This is a genomic window from Methylovorus menthalis (genome assembly GCF_020523625.1).
Lineage (GTDB): Bacteria > Pseudomonadota > Gammaproteobacteria > Burkholderiales > Methylophilaceae > Methylovorus > Methylovorus menthalis.
Genome location: NZ_JAJAQH010000006.1, coordinates 1,073,454 through 1,097,584, shown reverse-complemented (window position 1 = coordinate 1,097,584; position 24,131 = coordinate 1,073,454). Strand labels below are relative to the sequence as shown.

The 24,131-nt window shown below is 54.1% G+C and carries 17 protein-coding genes; 9 read left to right on the top strand and 8 right to left on the bottom strand.

What is annotated here, in order from left to right:
• Positions 1–7: 7 nt before the first annotated feature.
• Genes LG204_RS11060 through LG204_RS11050 form a run of 3 tightly spaced genes read left to right on the top strand, consistent with a single transcriptional unit; the run spans position 8 to position 1,951 of the window.
• On the top strand, positions 8–667 hold the full coding sequence (locus tag LG204_RS11060; RefSeq protein ID WP_230337322.1) for an HAD-IA family hydrolase: 660 nt from the start codon (positions 8–10) through the stop codon (positions 665–667).
• Positions 646–1,008 (top strand): Rieske (2Fe-2S) protein, encoded by a 363-nt coding sequence (locus LG204_RS11055; protein WP_230337321.1) that lies wholly within the window; start codon positions 646–648, stop codon positions 1,006–1,008. The genes LG204_RS11060 and LG204_RS11055 overlap by 22 nt, the downstream gene beginning before the upstream one ends.
• On the top strand, positions 1,001–1,951 hold the full coding sequence (locus LG204_RS11050) for a S49 family peptidase (protein ID WP_230337320.1): 951 nt from the start codon (positions 1,001–1,003) through the stop codon (positions 1,949–1,951). The genes LG204_RS11055 and LG204_RS11050 overlap by 8 nt, the downstream gene beginning before the upstream one ends.
• Positions 1,952–2,062: 111 nt before the next feature.
• Here the strand turns inward: LG204_RS11050 and pgi are convergent, their stop codons facing one another.
• Both pgi and glgB read right to left on the bottom strand, forming a co-directional pair.
• The gene (pgi, locus tag LG204_RS11045) at positions 2,063–3,718 is read right to left on the bottom strand and encodes a glucose-6-phosphate isomerase (protein WP_230337319.1); all 1,656 of its coding nucleotides are present in this window, start codon (positions 3,716–3,718) and stop codon (positions 2,063–2,065) included.
• 174 nt (positions 3,719–3,892) lie between these two features.
• A complete protein-coding gene (gene glgB / locus LG204_RS11040; RefSeq protein ID WP_230337318.1) occupies positions 3,893–6,073 on the bottom strand; it encodes a 1,4-alpha-glucan branching protein GlgB in 2,181 nt (726 codons plus the stop codon).
• 162 nt (positions 6,074–6,235) lie between these two features.
• Here glgB and glgC point away from each other — a divergent pair, with 162 nt between their 5' ends.
• The 5 genes from glgC (at position 6,236) to LG204_RS11015 (ending at position 14,291) form a co-directional block, all read left to right on the top strand.
• On the top strand, positions 6,236–7,516 hold the full coding sequence (glgC, locus tag LG204_RS11035; RefSeq protein WP_013442130.1) for a glucose-1-phosphate adenylyltransferase: 1,281 nt from the start codon (positions 6,236–6,238) through the stop codon (positions 7,514–7,516).
• 72 nt (positions 7,517–7,588) lie between these two features.
• Positions 7,589–9,307, top strand: a complete 1,719-nt coding sequence (locus LG204_RS11030; protein ID WP_230337317.1) for a glycoside hydrolase family 57 protein — start codon at positions 7,589–7,591, stop codon at positions 9,305–9,307.
• A 48-nt stretch (positions 9,308–9,355) separates the two neighbouring features.
• Entirely contained in the window at positions 9,356–11,362 is a 2,007-nt protein-coding gene (locus LG204_RS11025; protein ID WP_230337316.1) for an alpha-amylase/4-alpha-glucanotransferase domain-containing protein, read from the top strand.
• A gap of 32 nt (positions 11,363–11,394) precedes the next feature.
• Positions 11,395–12,324 carry an ROK family protein gene (locus LG204_RS11020; protein ID WP_230337315.1) on the top strand — a complete coding sequence of 310 codons (930 nt, stop codon included), beginning with the start codon at positions 11,395–11,397 and terminating at the stop codon, positions 12,322–12,324.
• A 107-nt stretch (positions 12,325–12,431) separates the two neighbouring features.
• Positions 12,432–14,291, top strand: a complete 1,860-nt coding sequence (locus LG204_RS11015) for a GGDEF domain-containing protein (protein ID WP_230337314.1) — start codon at positions 12,432–12,434, stop codon at positions 14,289–14,291.
• A 118-nt stretch (positions 14,292–14,409) separates the two neighbouring features.
• Here the strand turns inward: LG204_RS11015 and LG204_RS11010 are convergent, their stop codons facing one another.
• From LG204_RS11010 to LG204_RS11000, 3 genes are all read right to left on the bottom strand, one after another.
• Positions 14,410–15,396, bottom strand: coding sequence for a hypothetical protein (locus tag LG204_RS11010; protein ID WP_230337313.1), 987 nt, complete (start codon positions 15,394–15,396; stop codon positions 14,410–14,412).
• Positions 15,397–15,665: 269 nt separating this feature from the next.
• Positions 15,666–18,269, bottom strand: a complete 2,604-nt coding sequence (locus LG204_RS11005; protein ID WP_230337312.1) for a glycosyltransferase — start codon at positions 18,267–18,269, stop codon at positions 15,666–15,668.
• Positions 18,269–19,915, bottom strand: coding sequence for a glycoside hydrolase family 17 protein (locus LG204_RS11000; RefSeq protein WP_230337311.1), 1,647 nt, complete (start codon positions 19,913–19,915; stop codon positions 18,269–18,271). The genes LG204_RS11005 and LG204_RS11000 overlap by 1 nt, the downstream gene beginning before the upstream one ends.
• A gap of 193 nt (positions 19,916–20,108) precedes the next feature.
• Here LG204_RS11000 and LG204_RS10995 point away from each other — a divergent pair, with 193 nt between their 5' ends.
• Positions 20,109–20,573, top strand: coding sequence for a hypothetical protein (locus LG204_RS10995; RefSeq protein ID WP_230337310.1), 465 nt, complete (start codon positions 20,109–20,111; stop codon positions 20,571–20,573).
• Between the two features lie 86 nt (positions 20,574–20,659).
• Here LG204_RS10995 and LG204_RS10990 read toward each other — a convergent pair whose 3' ends face one another.
• The 3 genes from LG204_RS10990 to LG204_RS10980 are packed head-to-tail and all read right to left on the bottom strand — an operon-like array spanning position 20,660 to position 24,123.
• A complete protein-coding gene (locus tag LG204_RS10990; protein ID WP_230337887.1) occupies positions 20,660–21,475 on the bottom strand; it encodes a ChbG/HpnK family deacetylase in 816 nt (271 codons plus the stop codon).
• 6 nt (positions 21,476–21,481) lie between these two features.
• Positions 21,482–22,480, bottom strand: a complete 999-nt coding sequence (locus LG204_RS10985) for a glycosyltransferase family 2 protein (protein ID WP_230337309.1) — start codon at positions 22,478–22,480, stop codon at positions 21,482–21,484.
• A gap of 23 nt (positions 22,481–22,503) precedes the next feature.
• Positions 22,504–24,123, bottom strand: coding sequence for an ArnT family glycosyltransferase (locus LG204_RS10980; RefSeq protein ID WP_230337308.1), 1,620 nt, complete (start codon positions 24,121–24,123; stop codon positions 22,504–22,506).
• Positions 24,124–24,131: the final 8 nt, after the last annotated feature.

Below are 24,131 nucleotides of genomic sequence, written 5' to 3'. Positions count from 1 at the left end.
GTCCACCATGCGCAGTAATCAATTCGATCTTATTATTTTTGACTGGGATGGCACGCTGGCCAATTCCACCCAACTGATTGTCGACGCCATTTGCAAAGGTAGTGTGGATGTCGGTTTGCCATTACCTACACAAGAGGCCGCCAGCGGAATTATCGGCCTGGGCCTGCGTGAAGCCCTGATCGAACTCTTTGGTTCGGTGCAGGAATCGCAGATTCAGCAACTGATGGCCCGATATGCGCTCTACTACAATAGTGGCGAAAACGAGATTCCCCTATTCGATGGCGCAGCGGAGGCTGTTGCAGAGTTGCATGGTCGCGGTATTGCATTGGCCGTGGCGACTGGAAAGGGACGTGCCGGATTGAATCGCGCCCTGAAAAACAGTGGCATAGGCCATTATTTTCATGCGACACGTTGCGTGGATGAATGCCATTCAAAGCCTCACCCCCAAATGATCCATGAGCTGATGGAAGAAGTGGGGGCCAGCCCCGAGCATACATTGATGATTGGAGATACCAGTTTTGATCTGCAGATGGCAAGCAATGCAGGTGTGCGAAGCCTGGGTGTAAGCTATGGGGCGCACCCTCTTGAGCGTTTGCTACCCCATGCTCCGCTCGCCCATTTCGATGATTTTACTAAACTAAATCAATGGCTGATAATGAACGCCTGATCTGTGAAAGTGCCTTACTGCTTGAAAAAGGGCAGGGTGTGCGCTTTGATCTACCCGAACTCGGGCCTCGCGTGACCGGATTCGTGGTGCGATATCGGGGTAAGGTCTGTGCTTTTATTAATCAGTGCGCCCATGTGCCGGTGGAGCTGGACTGGAACCCCGGCGATTTTTTTGACCTGACGCAGCAATATATTATCTGCGCCACCCACGGCGCCCATTTCATCCCTGATAACGGGTATTGTGTCATGGGGCCGTGCAAGGGGCGCAGCCTGAAACAGCTTCCGGTATATGAACGGGAGTCCTTTGTTTTCATTAACCTTGAAAGTCTGAAGCATGTCTGACATTAATCAAAACGATCCGAACTGGGAGCGTCAAACCCTGGAAAAGCTGGCCTTCTCTGCCATTCGGGAGCAACGCCGTAACAGGTTCTGGGGCGTGCTGTTCAAATCGCTCACCTTTATTTACCTTTTCATGCTGCTGTTTTATGCGATGGACTGGGTAGGGGGCGATGGAAGTTCCAATACCGACCATACCGCGATCATTGATATTTATGGCGTGATTGGCAGTGATGATCAGGTGAGTGCCGATGACGTCGTCGGCAGCCTTGCTTCGGCCTATGACAACAAGCATACCAAGGGCATTATCCTGCGCATCAATAGTCCAGGCGGCAGCCCGGTTCAGGCGGGGATTATTAATGATGAAATTCATCGCCAGCGCAAACTTCACCCCAATATTCCGGTATACGCCGTGGTGGAAGACATTTGCGCATCCGGTGGTTATTACATTGCGGTAGCGGCAGACAAGATTTTTGTCGACAAGGCCAGCATCGTCGGGTCGATTGGCGTGCTGATGGATGGCTTTGGCTTTACCGGCATCATGGACAAGGTTGGGGTAGAGCGTCGCTTGCTGACAGCGGGAGTAAACAAGGCGATTCTGGACCCATTCTCTCCCGTGAATCCCAAACATAAAGAATATGCGCAAAGCATGCTTGACCAGATTCACCAGCAATTCATCGCAGTTGTGCGTGAAGGTCGTGGCAAGCGCCTGAAGGAAACCGATGACACGTTCAGCGGCTTGTTCTGGAGTGGTGAAACCAGCGTGCAAATGGGCTTGGCAGATGGCTTTGGCAGCTCGGATTACGTAGCGCGCGAAATCATCAAGCAAGAAAAAATCGTTGACTTCACCGCACGTGAAGGCTTGGCAGACAAGTTTGCCAAGCGTATTGGCGCCTCCATGGGCAATGCTGCCTTGGGTACCGTGTTCAATGGCATGAAGATGCATTGATCCTGGAAGCTCGGTCTGGCTTGGCAGCCAGACCGAGCAAGAGTCACCCGCAATAAAAAAGCCCCGATATTTTTCGGGGCTTTTTATTTGGTCAACTAGCTGGTTTATGTGCTAGATATTTTGCGATTTGATGTAATCAATCAGCTTGTTGGTGGATTCATCGTAATCGCAGGTTAGCTTGCCATCGGTGAGTTGCGGCAGAATCTTCTGGGCAATCTGCTTACCGTATTCCACACCCCATTGGTCGAAGGAGTTGATGTTCCAGACGATGCCCTGCACGAAGATCTTGTGCTCATAAAGCGCAATCAGCTTGCCCAAGGTTTTCGGATCAAGCGTGTCGAACAGCATGGTGCTGGTCGGGCGGTTGCCGCCGAACACGCGATGCGGCAGCAGATTCATGATGGTGTGATGATCCAGGCCTTGCTCTTCCAGCTCGATCTTGGCTTCTTTGGCAGACTTGCCTTGCATCAGCGCGCGCGTTTGTGCGAGCAGGTTGGCAATCAGGATGTGGTGATGCTCATCGCCGTTTGTGCCAATCGAGTAATGGCTATGCAGCGGCATCAGGAAATCACATGGGATTAACTTGTTGCCCTGATGAATCAACTGATAGAAGGCATGCTGGCCATTGGTGCCGGACTCGCCCCAGATAATCGGGCCAGTGGTGTAATTAATCCGCTCGCCAGCGCGATTAACGAATTTGCCATTGCTCTCCATATCCGCTTGCTGCAGATAGGCAGTAAAGCGCGAGAGGCCTTGATCGTAAGGCAGGATGGCATGGGTTTCCGCTTCAAAGAAGTTGTTGTACCAGATGCCCAGCATGGCCATGATCACTGGCAGGTTTTCTTCCAGCGGTGCGCTGCGGAAGTGCTGGTCCATTTCGTGACCACCTTCCAGCAGCTGCTCGAAATTGTCCATGCCAATGTAAAGCGCGATAGGCAAGCCGATGGCTGACCACAGCGAATAACGGCCACCCACCCAGTCCCAGAATTCGAACATATTGGCGGTATCAATACCGAAATCACTGACAGCCTTGCCATTGGTGGAAAGGGCAACGAAATGCTTGGCGACATGGGCTTCATCGCCAGCTGCCTGCAGGAACCAGGTGCGAGCTGAGCGCGCATTGGTCATGGTTTCCTGGGTGGTGAAGGTCTTGGATGCCACGATGAAAAGCGTGGTATCAGGATTGCATTTTTCCAGAACCTGGGCCAAGTGGGCGCCATCAATATTGGAAACGAAATGGGCATTCAGTTCCGGGCTGGCATACGCCTTGAGGGCGGTGCAGACCATGACCGGGCCAAGATCGGAGCCGCCGATGCCGATATTCACGATATCGGTAATGCGCTTGCCGCTATAGCCTTTCCATTCGCCGGAGCGCACTTGCTCGCTGAAGCTGCGCATTTGCGCCAGCACGCGATTCACATCCGGCATGACATCCTTGCCATCCACCAGCACGGGCGTATTGCTGCGGTTGCGTAAGGCGGTATGGAGGACGGCGCGGTTTTCGGTGAAGTTGATCTTTTCACCGCTGAACATGCGCTCACGCCATTGCTCCACATCCGTCTCGCGCGCCAGTGTGAACAGCAGAGACATTGTCTCAGCGTTAATGCGATGCTTGGAATAGTCCAGCAACAGATCACCCAGTTGCAGCGAGAATTTCTCAAATCGCTTGTCGTCCTGCGCAAACATGTCGCGCATTTGCAGAGGGAATATGTCTTGGAAGTGTCGTTGCAGCTGTTGCCATACAGGCAAATTTGTTGGATTACTCATGCAGTTTTTTAGTTTATTCGGTATTGGAGGGTTGTGTTGTTAGCGGTATGCGCACTTGCTGCGTGGCATTTGGCTACTAGTCTAACTATTTTTACGATATTTCGATACTGCCAGCCCAGTCTAGACTGGCTTAATTAACATTTTATTAATAAATCACCGATTGTTGTGCAGGCCTTATGCAGATTCGGGCTGCAATATCAGTCCGGCGAGCGGGGGCAAGGTGAGTTCAATAGAGTGCTGACATCCCATCCACGGCACAGGTTCACTATGTAACAGGCCACCATTGCCCATGTTGCTGCCACCGTAACACTCTGCATCGCTATTGATCAGCTCGCGGTATGCGCCGGCATGCGGAACACCAATACGGTAGCGTGTGCGTGGCACCGGCGTGAAGTTGAGCAATATAAGCAGGGTCTCGCCTTTCTGGCCCACGCGGGCAAAGCTGATGGTGGATTGCTCGGCGTCGTTGCAGTCTATCCAGCGGAATCCAGTCTGTTCAAAATCCAGTGCATGCAATGCCGGATGGTTTTTATAGGTATGGTTAAGATCGCGACATAAATGCTGGACGCCCTGGTTCAATTGGTTACCAAGTAATTGCCAATCCAACGGGGCGTTCACATTCCATTCCCGGCTCTGGGCGATTTCATTGCCCATGAAGCTGAGTTTTTTGCCCGAGATAGTGGCCTGGTAGGTCATCAGCAAACGCAGATTGGCAAACTTTTGCCAGGTATCGCCCGGCATTTTTTCCAGTAATGAGCGCTTCCCATGCACCACTTCATCATGGGAGAAGGGCAGCAGGAAGTTTTCGGTATAGGCATAAAGCTGACCAAACGTCAGCTTTTGCTGGTGATAGCGTCGGTGGATGGGGTCATTTGCCATGTAAGACAGCGTGTCGTTCATCCAGCCCATGTTCCACTTCATGGAGAAACCGAGGCCGCCCAGATAAACCGGGCGTGAAACCATGGGGAAGGAGGTGGACTCCTCTGCGATGGTGAGGGCGCCTGGAAAATCCTCATGCACCATCATGTTGAGTTGCCGCAAAAAGTCGATCACTTCCAGATTTTCGCGACCGCCAAACTTGTTGGGCAGCCATTCGCCTTCTTTGCGCGAGTAGTCAAGGTAAAGCATGGAGGCCACGGCATCCACACGCAAGCCATCAATATGCAACTCTTTTAGCCAGTAATAGGCATTGCTGATCAGAAAGTTGCGTACCTCGTTACGGCCGTAATTGAAAATATACGTGCCCCAATCCTGATGTTCCCCCAGGCGCGGATCTTCGTGCTCAAAAAGTGCCGAGCCATCAAAGCGTGCCAGCGCCCAGTCATCCTTGGGGAAATGCCCTGGCACCCAGTCCAGAATCACCCCAATGCCAGCCTGATGGCAACGATCAACGAAATAGCGGAAATCGTCGGGATTGCCGAAGCGGTTGGTGACGCCGAAATAACCCGTGGTCTGATAGCCCCATGACTCATTCAGCGGATGCTCTGACACGGGTAACAGCTCGATATGGGTATAGCCCATGTCCTGAACATAGGGGATCAGCTGCTCGGCCAGCTGACGGTAACCAAGAAAGTGGCCATGTTCATCACGACGCCACGATCCCAGGTGCACTTCATAACAGTTGAGCGGGGCATGTAGCCAATCCCGCTCAGTGCGTGCTTTCAGCCAAGCTTCGTCCTGCCATTGGTAGCCATCCAGCCTGGTGATCTTGCTGGCTGTGCCAGGCAGCTGTTCAAAGCTGAAGCCATAAGGGTCGGTTTTGATATGGAGCTGACCAGTATTGCGATTGCGGATCTCGAATTTATAGAGCTGGTTTTCCGTGAGCTGCGGGATGAAGAGCTCCCACACGCCGCTGGCACCATGGCAATGCATGGCATGTACACGGCCATCCCATTGATTGAAATCGCCAACGATGCTGACACGTTCGGCGGTTGGTGCCCATACGGCAAAGCGAACGCCAGTCACTCCTTGATGTGTGCATAAATGCGCACCCAGTGTGCGATATGCCAGCTTGAGTTTGCCTTCGCCCAGCAGATACAACTCATCATTGCTGAGCATGGGGCTAAAGGAATAGGGGTCCCAGGTTTCATGAATCTGACCATGCTGCGCGATGCGAAGTTGACAGGGCATTTCAGGCTGCTGGGCGCCTGACCATTCAAAAAACCCGTCTGACTCACCACGCAGCAGCGGCTGCCATGTCTGCCCTAATTTGAGCCACGCCTCGTCGGCAAACGGCAAAAATGCGCGAAAACTGTGCCGCCCGTCATGCACGTGCAATCCAAGCACGCTATGCGGGTTGTAATGTTTCGCTTGAAGTATTAGCGATAATTCTTCGTTTTTATTGGGCTTTGGCAAAATAGCAATCGAAAAAAAATATCTGGATTAAGGAATTAAATCTACTGGATATCCGTCAATTATCGTGACTATAATGAGTCACAGCGGCCTCTACACAGGCTGCGGAGTCCACAACGGCGGCCTTCACGCACTAATTACAACTATAATTCAGGAGTAGTAATAATGCACCAGGATTTGACCTCTACACGCTTCATTAGTGCCCTGACCAAAAATACGGTCGCTTTGATTCTTGCTGGCGGCAAAGGCAGCCGGCTGAAAGACCTGACCAATTGGCGCGCCAAGCCGGCGGTGCCATTTGGCGGCAAGTTCCGTATTATCGATTTTCCACTGTCCAATTGCATGAACTCCGGTGTGCGCCGTATCGGCGTCGTCACCCAATATAAATCACATAGCCTGATGCAGCATATCCAGCGCGGCTGGGGCTTTCTGCGTGGCGAGTTCAATGAGTTCGTTGAGCTATTGCCCGCACAGCAGCGCATTCAGGAAGAGTGGTACAAGGGCACGGCGGATGCCGTCTTCCAGAACCTGGATATTTTGCGCAATACCGGTGCCGAGTATGTGCTGATTCTGGCGGGCGACCATATCTACAAGATGGATTATGGTCAGATGCTGGCTTCGCATGTGAAGAACAAAGCAGATATGACAGTGGCTTGTGTAAATGTGCCCGTGGAAGATGCCAAGGCCTTTGGAGTCATGGGCGTGGACGATGAAGACCGCGTTATTGACTTCAGTGAGAAGCCAGACAATCCCAAGCCGCTGCCCGATAATCCAGACCAGGTGCTGGCCAGCATGGGTATTTATGTTTTCAATGCATCGTTTCTCTACGAGCAGTTGATCCGCGATGCTGATGCTCCGCATTCCCAGCATGACTTTGGTCGCGACATCATTCCCTACATGATCAAGAAATATCGTGTTTATGCCCATCGCTTTACGGAAAGTTGCGTCGGCGCCTCCGACGGCAACTACTACTGGCGCGATGTTGGTACGGTTGATGCTTATTGGGAAGCGAATATGGAACTGACCAAAGTGATTCCCGAGCTCAATCTTTACGACCGTCACTGGCCTATCTGGACCTATCAGGAGCAACTGCCCCCCGCTAAGTTCGTATTCGACAATGCGGATCGTTGTGGCATGGCAACCGACTCTCTGGTATCCGGCGGATGCATTATCAGTGGCGCCAAGGTCAGCCGCTCGGTGCTGTTTTCGGACATTCGTGTCAACAGCTATTCAAATATCGAAGACTCGGTGATCCTGCCGAAAGTGGATATTGGACGCTATGTCACGCTCAAGCGCGTAGTGGTCGACAAAGGCACCCGTATTCCCGATGGCATGGAGATCGGGGTTAACCCGGAGCAGGACCGCAAGCGGTTTTACGTGTCGGAAAAAGGTATCACGCTGGTCACCCCGGATATGCTGGGGCAATCCATTCATCAAGCAAGATAGGCGTTCCCGGGCACTGGCCTGGGGACTTTCATTGTTCAGTACAGCAGCCTGCCTGCTGTCTTGAGAGGCCACATGACGGATAAACGCCCCAAGCTTTACCTTAATCTTTACTGGCACATGCATCAGCCCGACTATCGCGATACGCTGACCGGGCAATATGTGCTGCCATGGACCTACCTGCATGCCATCAAGGATTACACCGATATGGCATGGCACCTAGAGGCCAACCCGCAGGCACGCGTGACATTCAACTTTGTCCCTGTGTTGCTGGACCAGCTCGAAGACTACACGGAGCAGTTTGTGTCAGGCGACATTCGCGACCCTTTGCTGGCCATGCTGGCAGAGGAATCACTGGACAACATCAGCACCGAGCAATGCAATCTCATTATTGATAGCTGCTTCAAGAGCCATCACGAAAAAATGCTGGCGCCGTTTGCGCATTACCAGCGGCTGCACAATATCTACAAAGCCCTGCAAATCGAAGGCAGCGCCGCTTTTAATTATCTTTCTGCCCAGTACAAGGCTGACCTGCTGGTCTGGTATCACCTGGCCTGGACCGGCGAGAGCATACGCCGCAACAATACCTTTGTTCAGCAGTTGATGGAGAAGGGCACGCAATTTACCCTGGAAGAGCGCCGTGCCTTGTTTCGCCTGATCGGCGAGCTCATCAGCGGGCTGATCCCGCGGTATAAAGCCTTGCAGGATCAGGGCCGCATCGAGCTCTCCACCACACCGCATTACCATCCGATTGTGCCATTGCTGCTGGATTTCAAATCTACCCGCGATGCCATGCCTTATGCACCCTTGCCGCATACTGCGCGCTACCCCGGCGGAAAGGAGCGGGCCTGCGCGCACATCCGTCAGGCGCAAGCATCGCATGCTGAACGGTTTGGTAAGCCGGCAACCGGCATGTGGCCGGCAGAAGGGGCGGTGTCTTACGCCACGCTCACGTTGATGGCGCAACACGGACTCAAATGGGCAGCCACAGGCGAAGGTGTCTTGACGCATAGTCTTTACAAATCGTTTGAAGGGTTTGGCCTCGCCAAGCAGGATTACTTGTATCAGCCATACCGTATCACCGATGGTCATCACGACATTCTGTGCTTTTTCCGCGATGACGGACTATCGGACAAAATCGGTTTTGAATATTCCAAGCTCTACGCCAGCGAGGCGGTGAGCGATTTCATCCGCTCGCTGGAACATATCCAGGCGGCCAATACGCGTACGCAGTGCCCCGTGGTCAGCGTGATTCTCGATGGCGAAAATGCCTGGGAATACTATCCATACAATGCCTATTACTTTCTCAGCGAACTTTATGCGGCCTTGGTGGATCATCCAAATATCGAGATGGCGACCTTCAGCGATATTCTCGCCCTGCCGGGCAATACCGTTGCCATGGAAAGCTTGCCCGAGGTGGCTGCAGGCAGCTGGGTATATGGCAGCTTCAGTACCTGGATAGGTTCCGCCGAAAAAAATCGCGGCTGGGATCTGCTGTGTGATGCCAAGGAATGCTATGACCGCGTGATGCAGGATGGCCTGCTCACCCAAGAGGAAATCGTGGCCTGTGAACGGCAGCTAGCCATTTGCGAAGGTTCGGATTGGTTCTGGTGGTTTGGCGATTACAACTCGGCCATGAGTGTCGACAGCTTTGACCGACTCTACCGGCGCAACCTGAGCAATCTCTATCATTTGCTCAAGCTGCCAGTGCCGGAGGTATTGAATCGTCCCATCAGCGTTGGTGCAGGCGACCCGGCGGTTGGCGGCACCATGCGTCGCGGGCAGGAAGCGTAAGCCAGATGAAACACACCATATTAACGATTGAAGCGACAGGAGCGTAATTTGGCCAAGACCGTTGCACTTTTGCTGGGAGTCCATGCGCACCAACCCGTGGGCAATTTCGAGAGAGTACTCGACGATGCCCATATACGCTGCTATGGGCCTTTTTTGCGCGTAATGCATGAATATCCAGCATTCAAATTTGCCATTCATATCAGTGGCTGGCTGCTGGAGTATATGCTGAACAAATATCCGGAAGACATGGCGCTGCTGAAGGAGATGGTGACGCGGGATCAGGCGGAGCTGGTCGGTGCAGGCTTTACCGAGCCCGTACTGGCCTCCATTCCAGCCCGCGACCGCGTCGGCCAGATCGGCATGCTATCTACCTGCCTCAAGAAAAAACTGGGGCAGACGCCGCAGGGTGCCTGGCTGACCGAGCGGGTTTGGGAGGCCACTGTGGTACCTGCGCTGTCGGACTCCGGCATCCGTTACGTCATGGTCGACGATTATCACTTCATGTGCACAGGTCGGGGCGGCGACGCGCTCAAGGGCTATTACACCACGGAAGAAGACGGTCGCCAGATCGATCTCTTTCCCATTTCCGAGTCATTGCGCTACCGCCTGCCTTTTTCACCAGCCGAAGAAGTAGTGGGGTACCTGGAGAGCCTGGCTGACGACAGCAAGCAGGCTGCCGCCATTTATTTTGATGACATTGAAAAGTTTGGTATCTGGCCTGAAACCTATGAATGGGTGTATGAGCGCGGCTGGCTGCGTAACTTTATCGAGGGCGTGCTGGCTTCTTCGATCATCAAACCCATGCGCTACATTGATTACCATGCCATGGCAAAAACCCGTGGCGTGGTTTATCTGCCCACCGCTTCGTATATCGAAATGAATGAATGGACGCTGCCAGTGCCCGCGGCCCATCATTATGCCGATCTGGTCGGGCAAGAAAAATACAATAATCGCTACGAAATCACCAAGCCATACGTGCGCGGTGGTATCTGGCGTAATTTCTTCATGCGCTATCCGGAATCGAACTGGATGCACAAACGCATGCTGGCCTTGTCGGAACGCTTCAACCAGCTGCCGGACAACAAGAAAACCGCCGACATGCGCCAAGCGCTATATGAATCGCAGGCTAACGATGCTTACTGGCATGGCTTGTTTGGCGGCTTATACCTGCCGCATTTGCGCCGGGCGGTATATAACGCCATGCTCAAACTGGAAAGCCTGCTGGACAAGGTATCAGCCAGACCTACCAAAGTCATGGCAGACCTCGACCTGGATGGTCACGACGAGGTGTTCTTGCATAGTGGAGAGGTGCAGGCGGTGATTCGTCAGGATGGCACAGCATCCGTCTGCGAATTTGACAGTTACCGGCTACACCACAATTTTGGCGACACCTTGACCCGGCAAGAGGAACATTATCATCGCAAGGTGCATGCCCAGCCTGAGCATGCGCATAGCGGCGAGGGGATCGCCAACCCGCATGAACGCTTAAGCCTCAAGCACGAGATTACGCAGGCTGACCTTGCTACTGATAGCTATCGCAAAGCGCTGTTTTGTGACTTCGTCATGCACGAGGCTGATAGCTTCAGCCCCTTGACCTACAAGCCTGCTGCAGGCGTTAAAAACGCCTTGCACTACAAATCAGAATACAAGGGCCTGACGTTCCAGAAGAAAATCAGCGTGCAGGGCGAGTCTCTTGAAGTCGGCTATGAAGTGACATCGAGCGCCAATGGCGTATTCAAGGTCGAAATCAACCTTGCCATGCCAAGTTGCGATGGTCCTGCTGGGCGCTTTGTCATTGGAGATCATATTCCCGGTGGCTTTGGTCAGCCCTTGCAATGGCCTGAGCTTAGGCGCCTGACTCTGGAGGATGCCGTCATGGGCGGCTCCCTGGAGCTTGAGGTCAATATTCCATGCCATCTGAATACTTTTCCCCACTTCAGTGTTTCGCAATCTGAAGCCGGGTTTGAAAAAATCATGCAGGCGGTAACGCTGGAGCTGAGCTGGCCGATGAATCAGATGCATGGCCCGCTGACGATCAATCTCAATGTCAAATAACCGTTTGGTGCTGTTGAACAGGGGATAGCGATTTGTTTCTAGGCGTTGATATTGGGGGTACCAATCTGCGGGTCGGGGTGGTGCAACACCTTGTAGTTATTCATGAACAAAGAGCGCTGGCTGACTTCTCGGGTCTTTGCGCACGCCTCAGCCCGGAGGAGGCGTGGCGCCAGATTATCGCAACAACCGCGGCCACCTTGCGCGAATGTCTGGCGCAATACCCGCAAGCCAAGGCCGTGGGCATCGGCTTCCCAGGCTTTATTGATCCCGTGCATGGCACTGTGGCGCAATCGCCAAATCTGCCAGGTTTACGCAATGTGGATCTGGCAGGCGATCTTTCGAAGGCCATCGGCCTGCCGGTTGTGGTGGAAAACGATGCCCTGGCTGCTGCTTATGGCGAATATGTACTCTGTGATCCCAAACCGCACAGTCTCTTGTATGCAGGGCTGGGCACCGGTGTGGGTGGCGGGATGATTTATGCAGGCCGCCCATTTACCGGAGAGCATGGTGTGGCCATGGAGATTGGTCATGTGATTGTAGAGCCGGATGGCCGCTTGTGTGGCTGCGGCAATCGTGGCTGCATGGAGCAATATGCCTCAGCCAGTGGCATAGCGCAAAGCTACCACCAGGCTACCGGGCAGCGGGTGGAGGTGAATGCCATTGCCCAGGCGGCGCGCGAAGGCGGTCAGGCGGCGGTGGAGGCTTTCTCCCATGCCGGTGCCGCACTGGCCCAAGCGCTGGCGCATGCGGTCAAGACCGTAGACGTCGGGCTTATCGTGATTGGTGGCGGTGTAAGCCAAGCTTGGGACCTCATGGCGCCCGCGTTTTTTGCCCAGATGGACCGGGACATGATCCCCGTGCTCAGAGACCGGCTAAGCGTGCAGTGTTCCACCAGTGGCGACCGCGCTGGCATTATTGGTGCGGCGGCGTTGGCTGAGATCATTCTCGCGTCATCTTCCTGACCACGATTTGCCTCAAAACTGCCAGCCAAACTACCATCCAAACTACGCAAATCTGCCACAAAACTGTCATCTACCGCTGTTAAGCTCGCCTCCGAAAAGGGGGCATCATGAGACAAGTTCATGTACAACAATCGCATTTGAGCGGCTGGGGCGCCAGAGTGGTGCTGCAGCCCGCGCTTGCTATCCGCGCGGCAGCGCAGGATGAATCGGCCATTTCATCACTGGAATTGCACAAGATACTCAAGCACCGCCAGCTGACAGCGGTCTTTCAACCCATTGCTGATTTGCGCAGTGCCAGCATTTTTGGGCATGAAGGGTTGATTCGCGGTCCGGTCGACACCCGCTTGCACATGCCGCTTGCCCTGTTTGAAGAGGCGGAGCAGCACCATCTGCTGCTCGAAGTGGAGCATCTCAGTCGCCAGGTGGTGCTCGAATCCTTTGCCCAGCAAGCCGCTAGCGCCAAGCTTTTCCTCAATGTGAGCCCGGCATCTCTGTTGCAACCCCACGTCGCCCGCGGTGCCACACTTTCCTACATACACCAGCTTGGGCTCGATCCGCACGATGTCATTATCGAGCTCACGGAAAACTCGCCTACCTTTGATTACGATACCCTGCGCCACGCCGCTGAGCACTACCGCAGCATGGGCTTTGAAATCGCCATGGATGACCTCGGCGAGGGCTTCTCCAGCCTGCGTTTGTGGTCCGAGTTGCGCCCAGATTACGTCAAGATAGACAAGCATTTCATCCGTAATATTGATCGGGATCAGGTGAAACTCGACTTTGTGCGCTCCATTCAGCAGATCGCGCTCAACTCGGGCACCAAGGTGATAGCCGAAGGCATAGAAACCGAAGCCGAGCTCATGATCGTGAAGGATCTGAAGATTCCTTATGGGCAAGGCTATCTGATCAATCGACCGCAAGCTTCCTTGCATACCGCATTAAGTCCGGTGGCAGCCGAGCTGATGCAGCGCAATGCCGTACATGTTTACCAGAGTGCTGCCGTGCCGGTGCAGGCGCGTTCAAACATCAGCAAGCTGATACGCTATGTGTCGCCAGTAAGCCCGCAGACAAGCAATGATGATGTGTATCAGATATTTGAAAAGCAGCCCACGCTGTATTCCCTGCCTGTGGTGGCACAAGGACGACCAGTGGGGCTGATCAGCCGCTATAACATGATTGACCATCTGGCGCGGCCCTATACCCGCGAGCTCTATGGCAAACGCTATTGCAGCATTTTCATGGACAATCAGCCCCTGATTGTTGACAACAGCCTGAGCCTGCAGGCGTTGAGTGATCTCATCATCAACATGGAACCACATCATTTATCCAATGGCTTCATTATCACGGAGTCAGGTAATTACCTGGGCATGGGCAGCGGCCATGATCTGCTGCGCGAGATCACCCAGATGCAGATCAATGCCGCGCGTTATGCCAACCCTTTGACCATGTTGCCCGGCAATGTCCCGATCAACGAGCATATGGATCGCCTGTTGCAGGCAGGCATTACTTTTCATGCCTGTTATTGCGATCTTGATTCGTTCAAGCCGTTTAATGATGTGTATGGCTTCAGACGCGGTGATGAGCTGATCCAGTACACGGGCAAGCTGTTGAACGAACACATCGCCAATGAGCTGGATTTTGTCGGCCATATTGGCGGCGATGACTTCATCCTGATTTTTCAGAGCGAGGATTGGGAAGAGCGGTGTCTGCATGTTTTGCAGATTCTGGCGCAGGCCATTCCGGCTTTTTATGATGAGGCAGACCGGCAGCGTGGGGGCATTGCCGCAGAAGACCGGCAGGGCAATCCGCTATTTTATCCTTTCGTCAGTATGTCAGTCGGCAGCGTCAAGGCTGACCCGGTGGGCTTCAGAAGCCATCACGAAGTGGCAGCGGCAATGACCGTAGCCAAGAAGCAGGCCAAGAAAATCAGTGGTAACAGCCTGTTTCTTGAGCGCCGGGGGAAATAGTCAATCGCATAATGCCCGCTGATGTTTCATAAAAGACAAACGCCCGTGGGTGATCCTCGGGCGTTTGTTTATCAAGACCTTTGCCTGAGCGGTTCACACCGCCCAACAGGCGAGGGGCTTAATAACTGGTAGTCGTAGTGACTACAGTGCGGTTTGCACGGCAATTGCTCCCGGCAATACCACCCAGAGTGGCAGCTACAGCACCCAGCAAGAAGGCCAGAAAGCCCCACAAGGTCAGATGTGCCCCTACACGGGCAGTCTTGTCCGCAGCGACGGCAGCCTTGTCACCCGCTACTTCAGCGGTGTGGTTGATGGCAGCTTGGGCATCCTTGGCAGATTTTTCCCATGCATCCAGCTTTTGCGCAGCTTCTTCCTTGCTGATGCTGGTTTTTTCAGCAATCAGGTCAACCACGGCCTGGCGATCTTCCGGTGTGGCATTGCTGCCTTTATCGACCAGGGTTTTTACCTTGGCGTAAATCTCGGCAGATTCGCTTTGGTTGGCTGCATCCTGATTGGCAGCAGCTTGACCACTTTGATTGGCAGCATGCGCCAGCAGGCCTTGCAATTCGCGTTCAGCGCTTTCCCAGGAGAAGTTGCTGTTGGCAGCCTCTTGTTTGCCCTTGTTGATCAGGTCCGGTGCTGCAGCCGCGGCGCCATGCGCTGCACCGCTTACGGCCGAGCTTGCCAGACTGCCCACGCCAGCCAGTGTGCCGCCAATCAGGCTGCCCACCAAGTAAACGCCAATCAGGGTGGCAGTAGCCCAGGTTACGATGCCATGCAGCGCGCCGTCCATTTTGGCGGGCAGGCCTGCCATCTCGCCCGCCACAATCCCGCCAATGACCAGAGACAAGAAGAAAGACACTACCCACCATAAGCCAGCGCCCAAGCCAAAGGCTTCTGCACTAGGGGTTCCATTGGCTTGCAAGGGGTCAAGCGTGCTCAGGCCGACACCGGCACCCAGCATGCTCAATAAAAACTGCACAGTCAGCGTGACGGCCACGCCAGCAAAAATGGCGGACCAGGAAATGGTTTTAAGGGGTGGTGCGTAAGGGTTGAGTCCGCTTCGTACCGTGGTGGTTTCATCATAGGTTTGTGTCGTTGCCATGGTATTCCTCCAGCTGAATATTGTTGATCTTGAAAAGCACGATCAGCATGGCATGCTGACACGCACCTCATGCAAACGACATATCACGCCGTGTTTGCAGTGGGATCATTCTATGATCAGCACCGAATAACGCCTGTCAGAGCGCCGCTTAAATTTGGCTAGGGAATTTTGAGCTTCGATATAAGCTGATTCTGACAGGGACGTAGGTAAATATTGAGTCGGGATGGAAATATACAGCATGAAAAAGGCCCCGAAGGGCCTTTAGGTGTTTAGTTTGCCTGGAGAGCTTCTGTCGGTGGGGCTGCCTTGTCTTTACGATCAGGCATTTGCGCCAGAATCTGGCAGGCGACGGTGCTGAGGTAAGGTAGGGATTGCAGCGCCAGCATGGTGACCCATAACTGCGCATCTGCATTCTCGATACCTCGCGAGTAAATCATGGCCGCCGCGGCAATGATAAGCGCGAGCAGCAGCAGGATTTCTTCACGGATAGGCGTGATCAGGCTGCGCTTGCCCGTGCCCTTGCCCTTGGCAGTGGTCTTGAAAACACCACGTTTTTGCACCAGGCCGGCAATAATGCCGCGGGCAATGGCATGCGAAAGGCCCAGGCTAGCCAGTGAGGCACCAAAAATATCCATCCACTTGCATTCTTTCATGGTCTTGCGATACAGCACGGGTCCCAAGGCGCCCTTGACCACCAGGAAGCACAAGATCGGCGTCAACATGATAGGCACCGGCAGGCTGAAGGATTTGGGGAACGCCAGCATGGCCATGGTCCAGCCGATGGAGCTAAGCGTGAACACCAGTTGCAATGCATCACCCAGCCAACCAAACCAGCCAGTCAGGAAGTGATAGCGCTGACCAAAGTTGAGGGTAGAGGACCCCAGCAGCTTGGGCATATGACGTTTCAGGATCTGCATCGCACCAAAGGCCCAGCGGAAACGCTGCGATTTAAGGGCGTTAAAGTCGGAAGGGGTCAGGCCGCGACCAAAGGTTTCGTCGATATAGCGCAACTCGTATTGCTGCTCAAGCAGACGCAGACCGAGCTCAGTATCTTCACAAATACACCACTCGGACCAGCCGCCCACATCCGTCAGAGCCTGATGACGCACGAGTGTCATGGTGCCGTGCTGGATCAGCGCATTGCGTTCGTGGCGATGGTGCATACCGATGCGGAAAAAGCCTTCGAACTCCCAATTGCTCATGCGGCGGAAGAAATTGTTCTCCCACTCGCGGTGAGCTTGTGGCGCCTGTACCACGGCCACTTGATCTTCGCTGAAATGTGGTACCAACGCACCCAGCCAGTCTGGGGTGACGACGTAGTCTGCATCCACCACGCCGATGACTTCGGTGCGAGGGTCCGTCTGTTGCAAGGCAAAGTTCAGTGCACCGGCCTTGAACCCTGGCCATTGTGGCAGATGGAAGAACTTGAAGTTGTCCGGCATGTTGGCCATATAGGCTTCCACTGGCTTCCACTTGCTTTCATCTTTGGTGTTGTTGTCTACGACGATGACTTCAAAGTGCGTGTAATCGAGCTTGCCCAGACTTTCAATGGTGGCGATCACCATCTCCGGTGGCTCGTTGTAACAGGCCAGATGCACGGACACGAATTTTTCCTGATCGGCAGGTAGCGGCTTGGCACGCTTGAAGGCGCGCAGCCAGCCACCCTTGAACATCACCTCGCTGAATTCCACGCCATAGATCATTAATACAGCTGACGTCAGTGCCATGCCGATGATGAGGCCGATCAGCACAATAAAGTCACGCAGGCTGTAGTAGTAATCGCTTGGCAGGTTATAGGCGATCACCAGGGTGGTGATACACGCTTGCAGCAATAAGGCCATGGACAGGCGGCCACCCAGGCCCCAATGGCGGAAGCGATAGGCAATGAACAGGATGGGCAGGAACCCCAGGAAGGTGGCCCAGCTGGCTTTGATCAGCCAGCGGGTATCGGTAGGGACGGCACCTTGCAGCGAATATTTCATCTGGCGCTTGCCATCAAACATACCCCAATACGCCCCAGCCCAGCCCTCTACCTTGACTTTCCATGGCTGGTCGATGGCTTCCATCAGATAGTAGTCGTAGTTCTGGTAAGCGGATTTTGCCAGGAACTCGCGGACAAATTGCGCTTGATTAACCTTGGAGGCAACGGCCGCGCCAATGGCAGGGCCTTCGCTAGGCCAGCCAATTTCGCCAATGACAATTTTCTTGCGCGGGTACTTCTCCATCAGCTCCTGATAGCGCTGGAAAGCATAGTCAACGGCTTTGTCCGCGGGCACACCCTCGTGGTAGGGCAGCAGGTGCACGGTAATGAAATCCACATGGCGCACCAGCTCGGGGTTTTTCAACCAGACGTGCCAGGGTTCGGCCGTGGATACCGGGACATTGACGTTTTCACGCACTTCATCCAGGTAGCCTATCATCTGATCCACAGTTAGGTCGGCGCGCAACATGGCTTCGTTACCGATAATCACACGCTCGATTTGCGGATAGGTGGCAACTTGCGTTTCCAGCGCGGCAATTTCGCGACGGTTGTCACCGTCGTTCCCTTGCAGCCATGCGCCAGCCGTTACCTTCATGCCCAGGCGGGAAGCCAGCGCCGGGATTTCAGCCAGCTCCAGTGAGCCATAGGTACGGATACGATTGGTGTAGTTGTGCAGCATGCGCAGATCGCGCATCAACTCGGCACTGCTGGGATACTTTTTATCCAGCGGACTCTGGTCGAGCTGATAGCCACTGTAGGCAAAGCCGCGTACCAGTGGAGGGGCATCAATCAGTTCAAGCGTGCCATTGGTGGCGGCCCATAATCCGAAATGCGCGGCGGCGATGGCGGCTGCAAATAGCAGCGGTGTGACAAAACGTTTGGCAATAGTCATTAGGCGTTCAGCGTTTTAAGTTTGTGTAAAAGGGTCGTCCGTGGCCAGGTGGCATAGGTCGTCGCCAGCACCAGCAGCAACCAGGCAATAGCCTGACGGTTTTCGGTTTCAAAGGCAATGCAGGCCACCATGGCAGCTAGTGCCAGCAAGTTCAGTGCCTTGTAAGGCCGCCATGTATTGCGGCGGCTGATGTTCAATATGGTCAGGCCAATGGCAAGCTGGATCACCGGCAGCGCATACAGCGGCAGCGGGAAATCACGATAGCGTCCATCGATCTCAAACAGCCAGCGCGTGGCAAATGGGTCGGTCAGCCCAAAAATATTCACGATCTGCAATGTCGGCAGGCTCAGCATGCAGCAGGTAAAGACGCCAATGGCAATCAGCCACATGCAAAGCTTGATCAGCTTGTTGCCACTGTCCGACTGTCGATTGAACTGGGTTGGGATCGCAATCAGCAGCAATATGCCTGCTATCGTGACGCCACCGAGCAGACTCCACTCAAGAGTGTTGCGGCAGGCCTCAATCAGGTATTGCCACTGCAGCTTCGCGCATAGCCCGGCAAGTGCGCCCAGCAGCCCGGAACCAATCAGTGCGGGCAGACGACGTTCATCGGCCAGCAAGGTAAACAGAATCAGGACAACAGCGCCAGACGCGAGCCAGATGGCAAGATCGGCGGGCTGGTCATGACGCTCGCTGACCGGACCATTGAACGGAAACTTGGGCTCAAGATCAGTGGTGTAAAGCCCCCAGTAGCCGCCTACCGCGCCTTCCAGCTCGCGTTTCCATGGTTGGTCCATGGCTTCAATCACATTGTATTGCCAGCCATTGTGTTGCGCGGTGCTGACAAAAGCACGGATGTATTCGGCCTGGTTAAGCAGGCTAGGCTTCGAGCCATTACGCTGACGGCCCACAGAGGGCCAACCGGTTTCACCGATCAGCAGTGGCTTGGTAAAGCTTGCCTGCAGGCGCTGCATCACGCCAGAAGCATGGCTGATGGCACGCTCAATCGGTTGCGGATCGTCTTCCCAGTACGGCAACACATGCACGGTAACAAAATCCACCGAGGCTTCCAGTTCCTTGTGCCGTAACCAGAATTCCCAGACATCGGCATAGGTAATCGGCACATGCGTGGCGGCTTTTACCTGATCAAAATAGGCCTTGAGTTGCTCGGCCGTTTGCTCTTTGCGTAGCAGTACTTCATTGCCAATGACCATGGCGCGGATGGCTTGCGGATACTCATTGGCAAGCTTGATGGCCAGCGCGACCTCGCGGTCATTTTCGATCTTGTCGGCACCTATCCAGGCGCCCATCAACACTTTAAGGCCCAAACGCGCTGCAGCCTCGGGGACATAGTCCAAGCCTTGGCTAACCGAATAGATGCGTACACACTCAGAGCGTTTTGCCAGCAACTCCAGATCGCGGTCAATTTGTTGACGGCTAATAACGGTGCCTTTGATGAAAGGCGTCTGGTCTTTACCGTAATACGGGGCATAAGACACACATTGCAGCTTGCCACTTTCCGGCAGGGTGGGTTCAGTCAGGTTCACCGGCTTGTTTTGAGACCACAGCCATGCGCCGAGTAGAACAAGCAGGCTTAAATTGAATATACTGTATATCCACAATCGTGGAGTGCTGACGTTAGGCATAGGTTCCCGAGCGGTAAGATGTATAGACTCTTGGTGAAAATAAAGCAGATAGACGCCAAGGCGTGCAAATCCTCCCGAATAATAATGCAGGAGGCCGCCGATGACAAAATGAAACCTGTAAATACCTGCTGAATCGCGTGGCTTCGCGTTACAATAGCAAAGAATTGTAAATGACTGGTAGAGAAACAACCCAATGAAAAAAACCATTTTGGCCATCGCATTACTGGGCATTGCCAGTGTTGCGCAAGCAAAAATCCCTTTTTCCGGCAAAAATTATAGTGGAGTGTATGAATGCAAGGGTAATAATGATCAGGTAGGTGATTACACTGTTACCGCTACCTTGCGTCTCAACAATGTCAGCAGCGCTGGCACCTTTGGTGCATATCATTACGAAGTTGAAACCGAGAATTCGGTAACGTATCGCGGTCAGGTCGCAGCTGATGGTAACCGTCTTGCCATCAGTTTCAATTTCTCCGAAAAGAAAAACCTGGATCACAGTACGGGTGTTGCCCTGGTGAAAAAGAATGCCCAAGGCCACTGGACTTTCCGCCGTCTGTATTACGAAGGTGATGACAATGGCGGCGTTTACGGTAGTGAAAATTGCGTGCTGAAAGCACCGCTGGCAACTACAGTAAAACCCAATGAAAAAAAGAAATAATCAGCTCAGCATTCTGACTGATTAATAAAGACTTTATAAAGAAGCCCGGTATATCCGGGCTTTTTTATTGGCTGTGGGTTTTGAAACTATGCTGGCTGATATCTACTTCCGCGTATCGGCGTAATCGCAAACGCATTGAGCAGCGCCGCAAAATCAGGGCTAGCCAGCGCCGTAAACTCGGCGATACGCGCATGGGCAATCGGGTCGCTGGCGGGTGCTGCGCTATCCGGCAGGGCGGGGTGACACATCAGCACGGGCATGCTGCCAGCTTCCTGCGCTTGTAGCAGGCAGATACGCAGCCGTTCGAGATAAGGCATTGTGGTGTCATTAAAGTCATATACGCCCAGCAGGCGGCTACTGCAATGCAGACCTTGCTTGATAGCGCGATGCTGAAGTGCCTGCGCACCCAGGCCACGGATGATGTGACCTTTCAGGCCATCGGCAGATGGCGGGTTGGAAATGCGCAACCAGGGGCCATGCTCGCCGTAGCGCTGTTTGATGATATCGAGGAGTGACTCCCGGATCTGCGGAAGCTGGTGCACATGCTGGTGACCGTCGATATAGTCGGGCGGGGTACCAAGCGCATTTTCAAACCGAGTAAGTTGTAAGGTGATGTTCTGGCGAATTGCGCTAGTCGACAGACTATGCAGTAAGGTGCGAAGAATAAGTCGGGAAAGAGGCTGGCGCACAGGATCGCCGAACTCGGTGAAGTCGAGGTGCAGGCCAATATCTGCTTTTTGTCGGATATCACTGGACAACAATTTTGCTGCCTCTGGCCAGCGCGGGCTCATCACCATGCACGAAGTAGCCGTGAGCCTGCCCTGGCGAATCAAATTCAGAATGCCATCATCTACCGCCTGATGGTAAGCATAATCATCGGCACTGATGACCAGTGGATGCACCAACGTTTACTCGCCTGAGCCAGCAGTCTCGCTCTCGATGGGGGCGGACTGGGGTTTTTGCGGGCTTGCCACTTCGGCCACGATATAAGGTGGACGCCCTTTGACTTCATCGTAAATACGCGCCAGATACTCCCCGAGAATGCCTATGAACAGCAGTTGCACACCCGAGAAGAACATGATGCTGGCAATCGTGGTAGGCCAGCCGGGAATGGACTCATGCAAGAATAGCTTGTCCACAATAACGGTGATGCCATAAACAAAAGCCAGCAGCGCCAATATGCCACCTACGGCGCTGGCGAGGCGCAAGGGAATCACGGAAAAACTGGTGATGCCGGTCCATGCCAGACTCATCAGGCGCAGACGGGAAAAAGCGCTTTCGCCATGCAGGCGAGGCAGGGGCGTGTAGGGAATGCCAATGGATTTATAGCCTACCCAGGCATACATGCCCTTCATGAAACGATTGCGCTCGGGCAATGCACGCAAAGCATCCACCACTTTGCGATCCATCAGGCGGAAATCACCGGCATCGCGCGGGATATGAATCTGCCCACCGAGACTGATGGCGCGATAAAACAGGCGCGAGCCCCAGCGCTTGAAGCGCGACTCCACGGCGCGGTCATTGCGCACGGCATACACCATGTCGTAGCCCTCACGCCATTGCGCCAGCATGTCGGACACCAAGTCCGACGAGTGTTGGCCATCGGCATCCATGCAGACGACGATATCGCCCGTGGCATATTCCAGCCCGGCGCTGATGGCGTATTCCTTGCCAAAATTCCGCGAAAAACGTACCAGTGTGGTGTTCAGGAAGGGGGGCATGTTGCGCACGATCTGCGCAGTACGATCGCGACTGCCATCGTCAATTACCACGATGTCCCAGTTGGGGCTCAGCTGGTTCAGCTGATTGGCAATGTTTTCCAGTGTCAGGTGTATCGCGGCCTCTTCATTGAAGGCGGGCACGATTACCGTGATATGTGGGTTAGCGCAGGCGCGGTCTAGTACCATAATTGTCGACTCATGAGTCCGGGTTAATGAGGGGCAGGGCGCGGGAAGCGATACTTGGGATGCAGGTTACGCCTGTCCTTGACCACCGCCAGAATGGCGCCCATGCGTTCCACCGTGCCAATAATCTTGCCTTGCAACACTTTATCGCAGTTCATATTGGTGCTGGAAATAAAAAAGTCCGCACTGACCCAATCACTCGTGATCTGGAAGCGATGGTCCAGATAGGCATCGCCCTGTATGGACTCTGCGCACACTGCCACCTTGTAGGGCGCATGGTTCAGGCCATCGCCGGCCTGTTTATCAACGGCTTGCAACTCGGGAAGTTTGTCTTCCAGTATCTCGGCTGCTTCGCGCAAGCTGCTTGACCAGTAATCGCCTTCCCAATGACTTTCGGCATAAGGCATGGTGCCTGCCAGACGGTTGTAGTAGATGTATTCATAGGGATGCAACTGCACCATGGTGACGGTGGTGGCCGCTGTGAGAGCTGTAACGATTCCGGCACCCAGCCATCTCAGCTTGCGAAAGTTTGCGAGTGCATCCCAACTCATGCTGAGGCCCAGCGCGGAGAGTATGGCAAGCGGTGGAATCAGGAACGTGAAGTGGCGTACGCCGTTATATAGCGCAGGTTTATCCAGAAGGATGAACATCAGCGGGAACAGTGCAGCAACGCACACCAGCAGCCAGGGCAGGAATTGCTTGTGCTGCAAGCGCCATTGGCGGATATGGCTTGCGCCTATGATGATCATCGCCACCAGCCCCAGCAGGAAGACTTCGGGCAGGCGCACCAGCAAATAAGAGGGCAGGTACTCGCGTGGCACTTCGCCGATTTTCATCACTTCGCCATCCATCACGGTGAGCATGTTGAAGGCAAAGTGCGAGAAGGCCTCTGCTGCTTGCAAAGGATGATCTGGGGACATGACCCCCCAAGGCCAGAATAATGCCATCAGGGCAAAGGCGGTGATGCCGGCTGGCAAAAGGCGCCAGGCCGAGGTGAGCCAGTATTGCGATTTTTGCTTGAAGCCAGGAGCGGCGAGCCAACCGCCAATGAAGACCGCCAGCAGCAGGTAAAACACCGAGAACACACCGCCGATGCGCAGCCCAAGGGCGCAACCCACGGCAATGCCCAGTTTGATGCATAAGCCCAGGCTCGGGCGTGGCAGCTGGCGCGAAAGCCGCATGGAATAATAAAGCGCCCATACCATGCAGGTGGCAAACGGGACATCTTTGGTATGTGTAAACATGGCACCGGTCCAGGCGCCCGTGATGGCAAGAAGGACCGCCACAATAAACCCGCTACGCTCATTGCCAAGCAGGCGAGCTGCCTTGTAGGAGGCAATGATGCCCGACAAGCCGAATGCAGCCGAAAGCAGATGGCGCAGATCCCATATCCATACCGGAACGAATTTTTCCAGCACGGCAGCTACCAGATCAAAGAAGCCGCCATACAGGTAGAGGTTGCGATAGTGGAACGCATCCTGATCGGTAAAGCCGGAGGTGTAGAAATCCAGCAACAGGCGGCCATAAATATGCTGGACCTCTTCATCATTACTAATGCCGTATTGTTCAAAGGTCAGCAGAATGAAGAGCCCGAGGGCTATCAGAAGAATAATCGTCAGGCGACGGAAAACCGATGGATTAAACAATTGAGTTT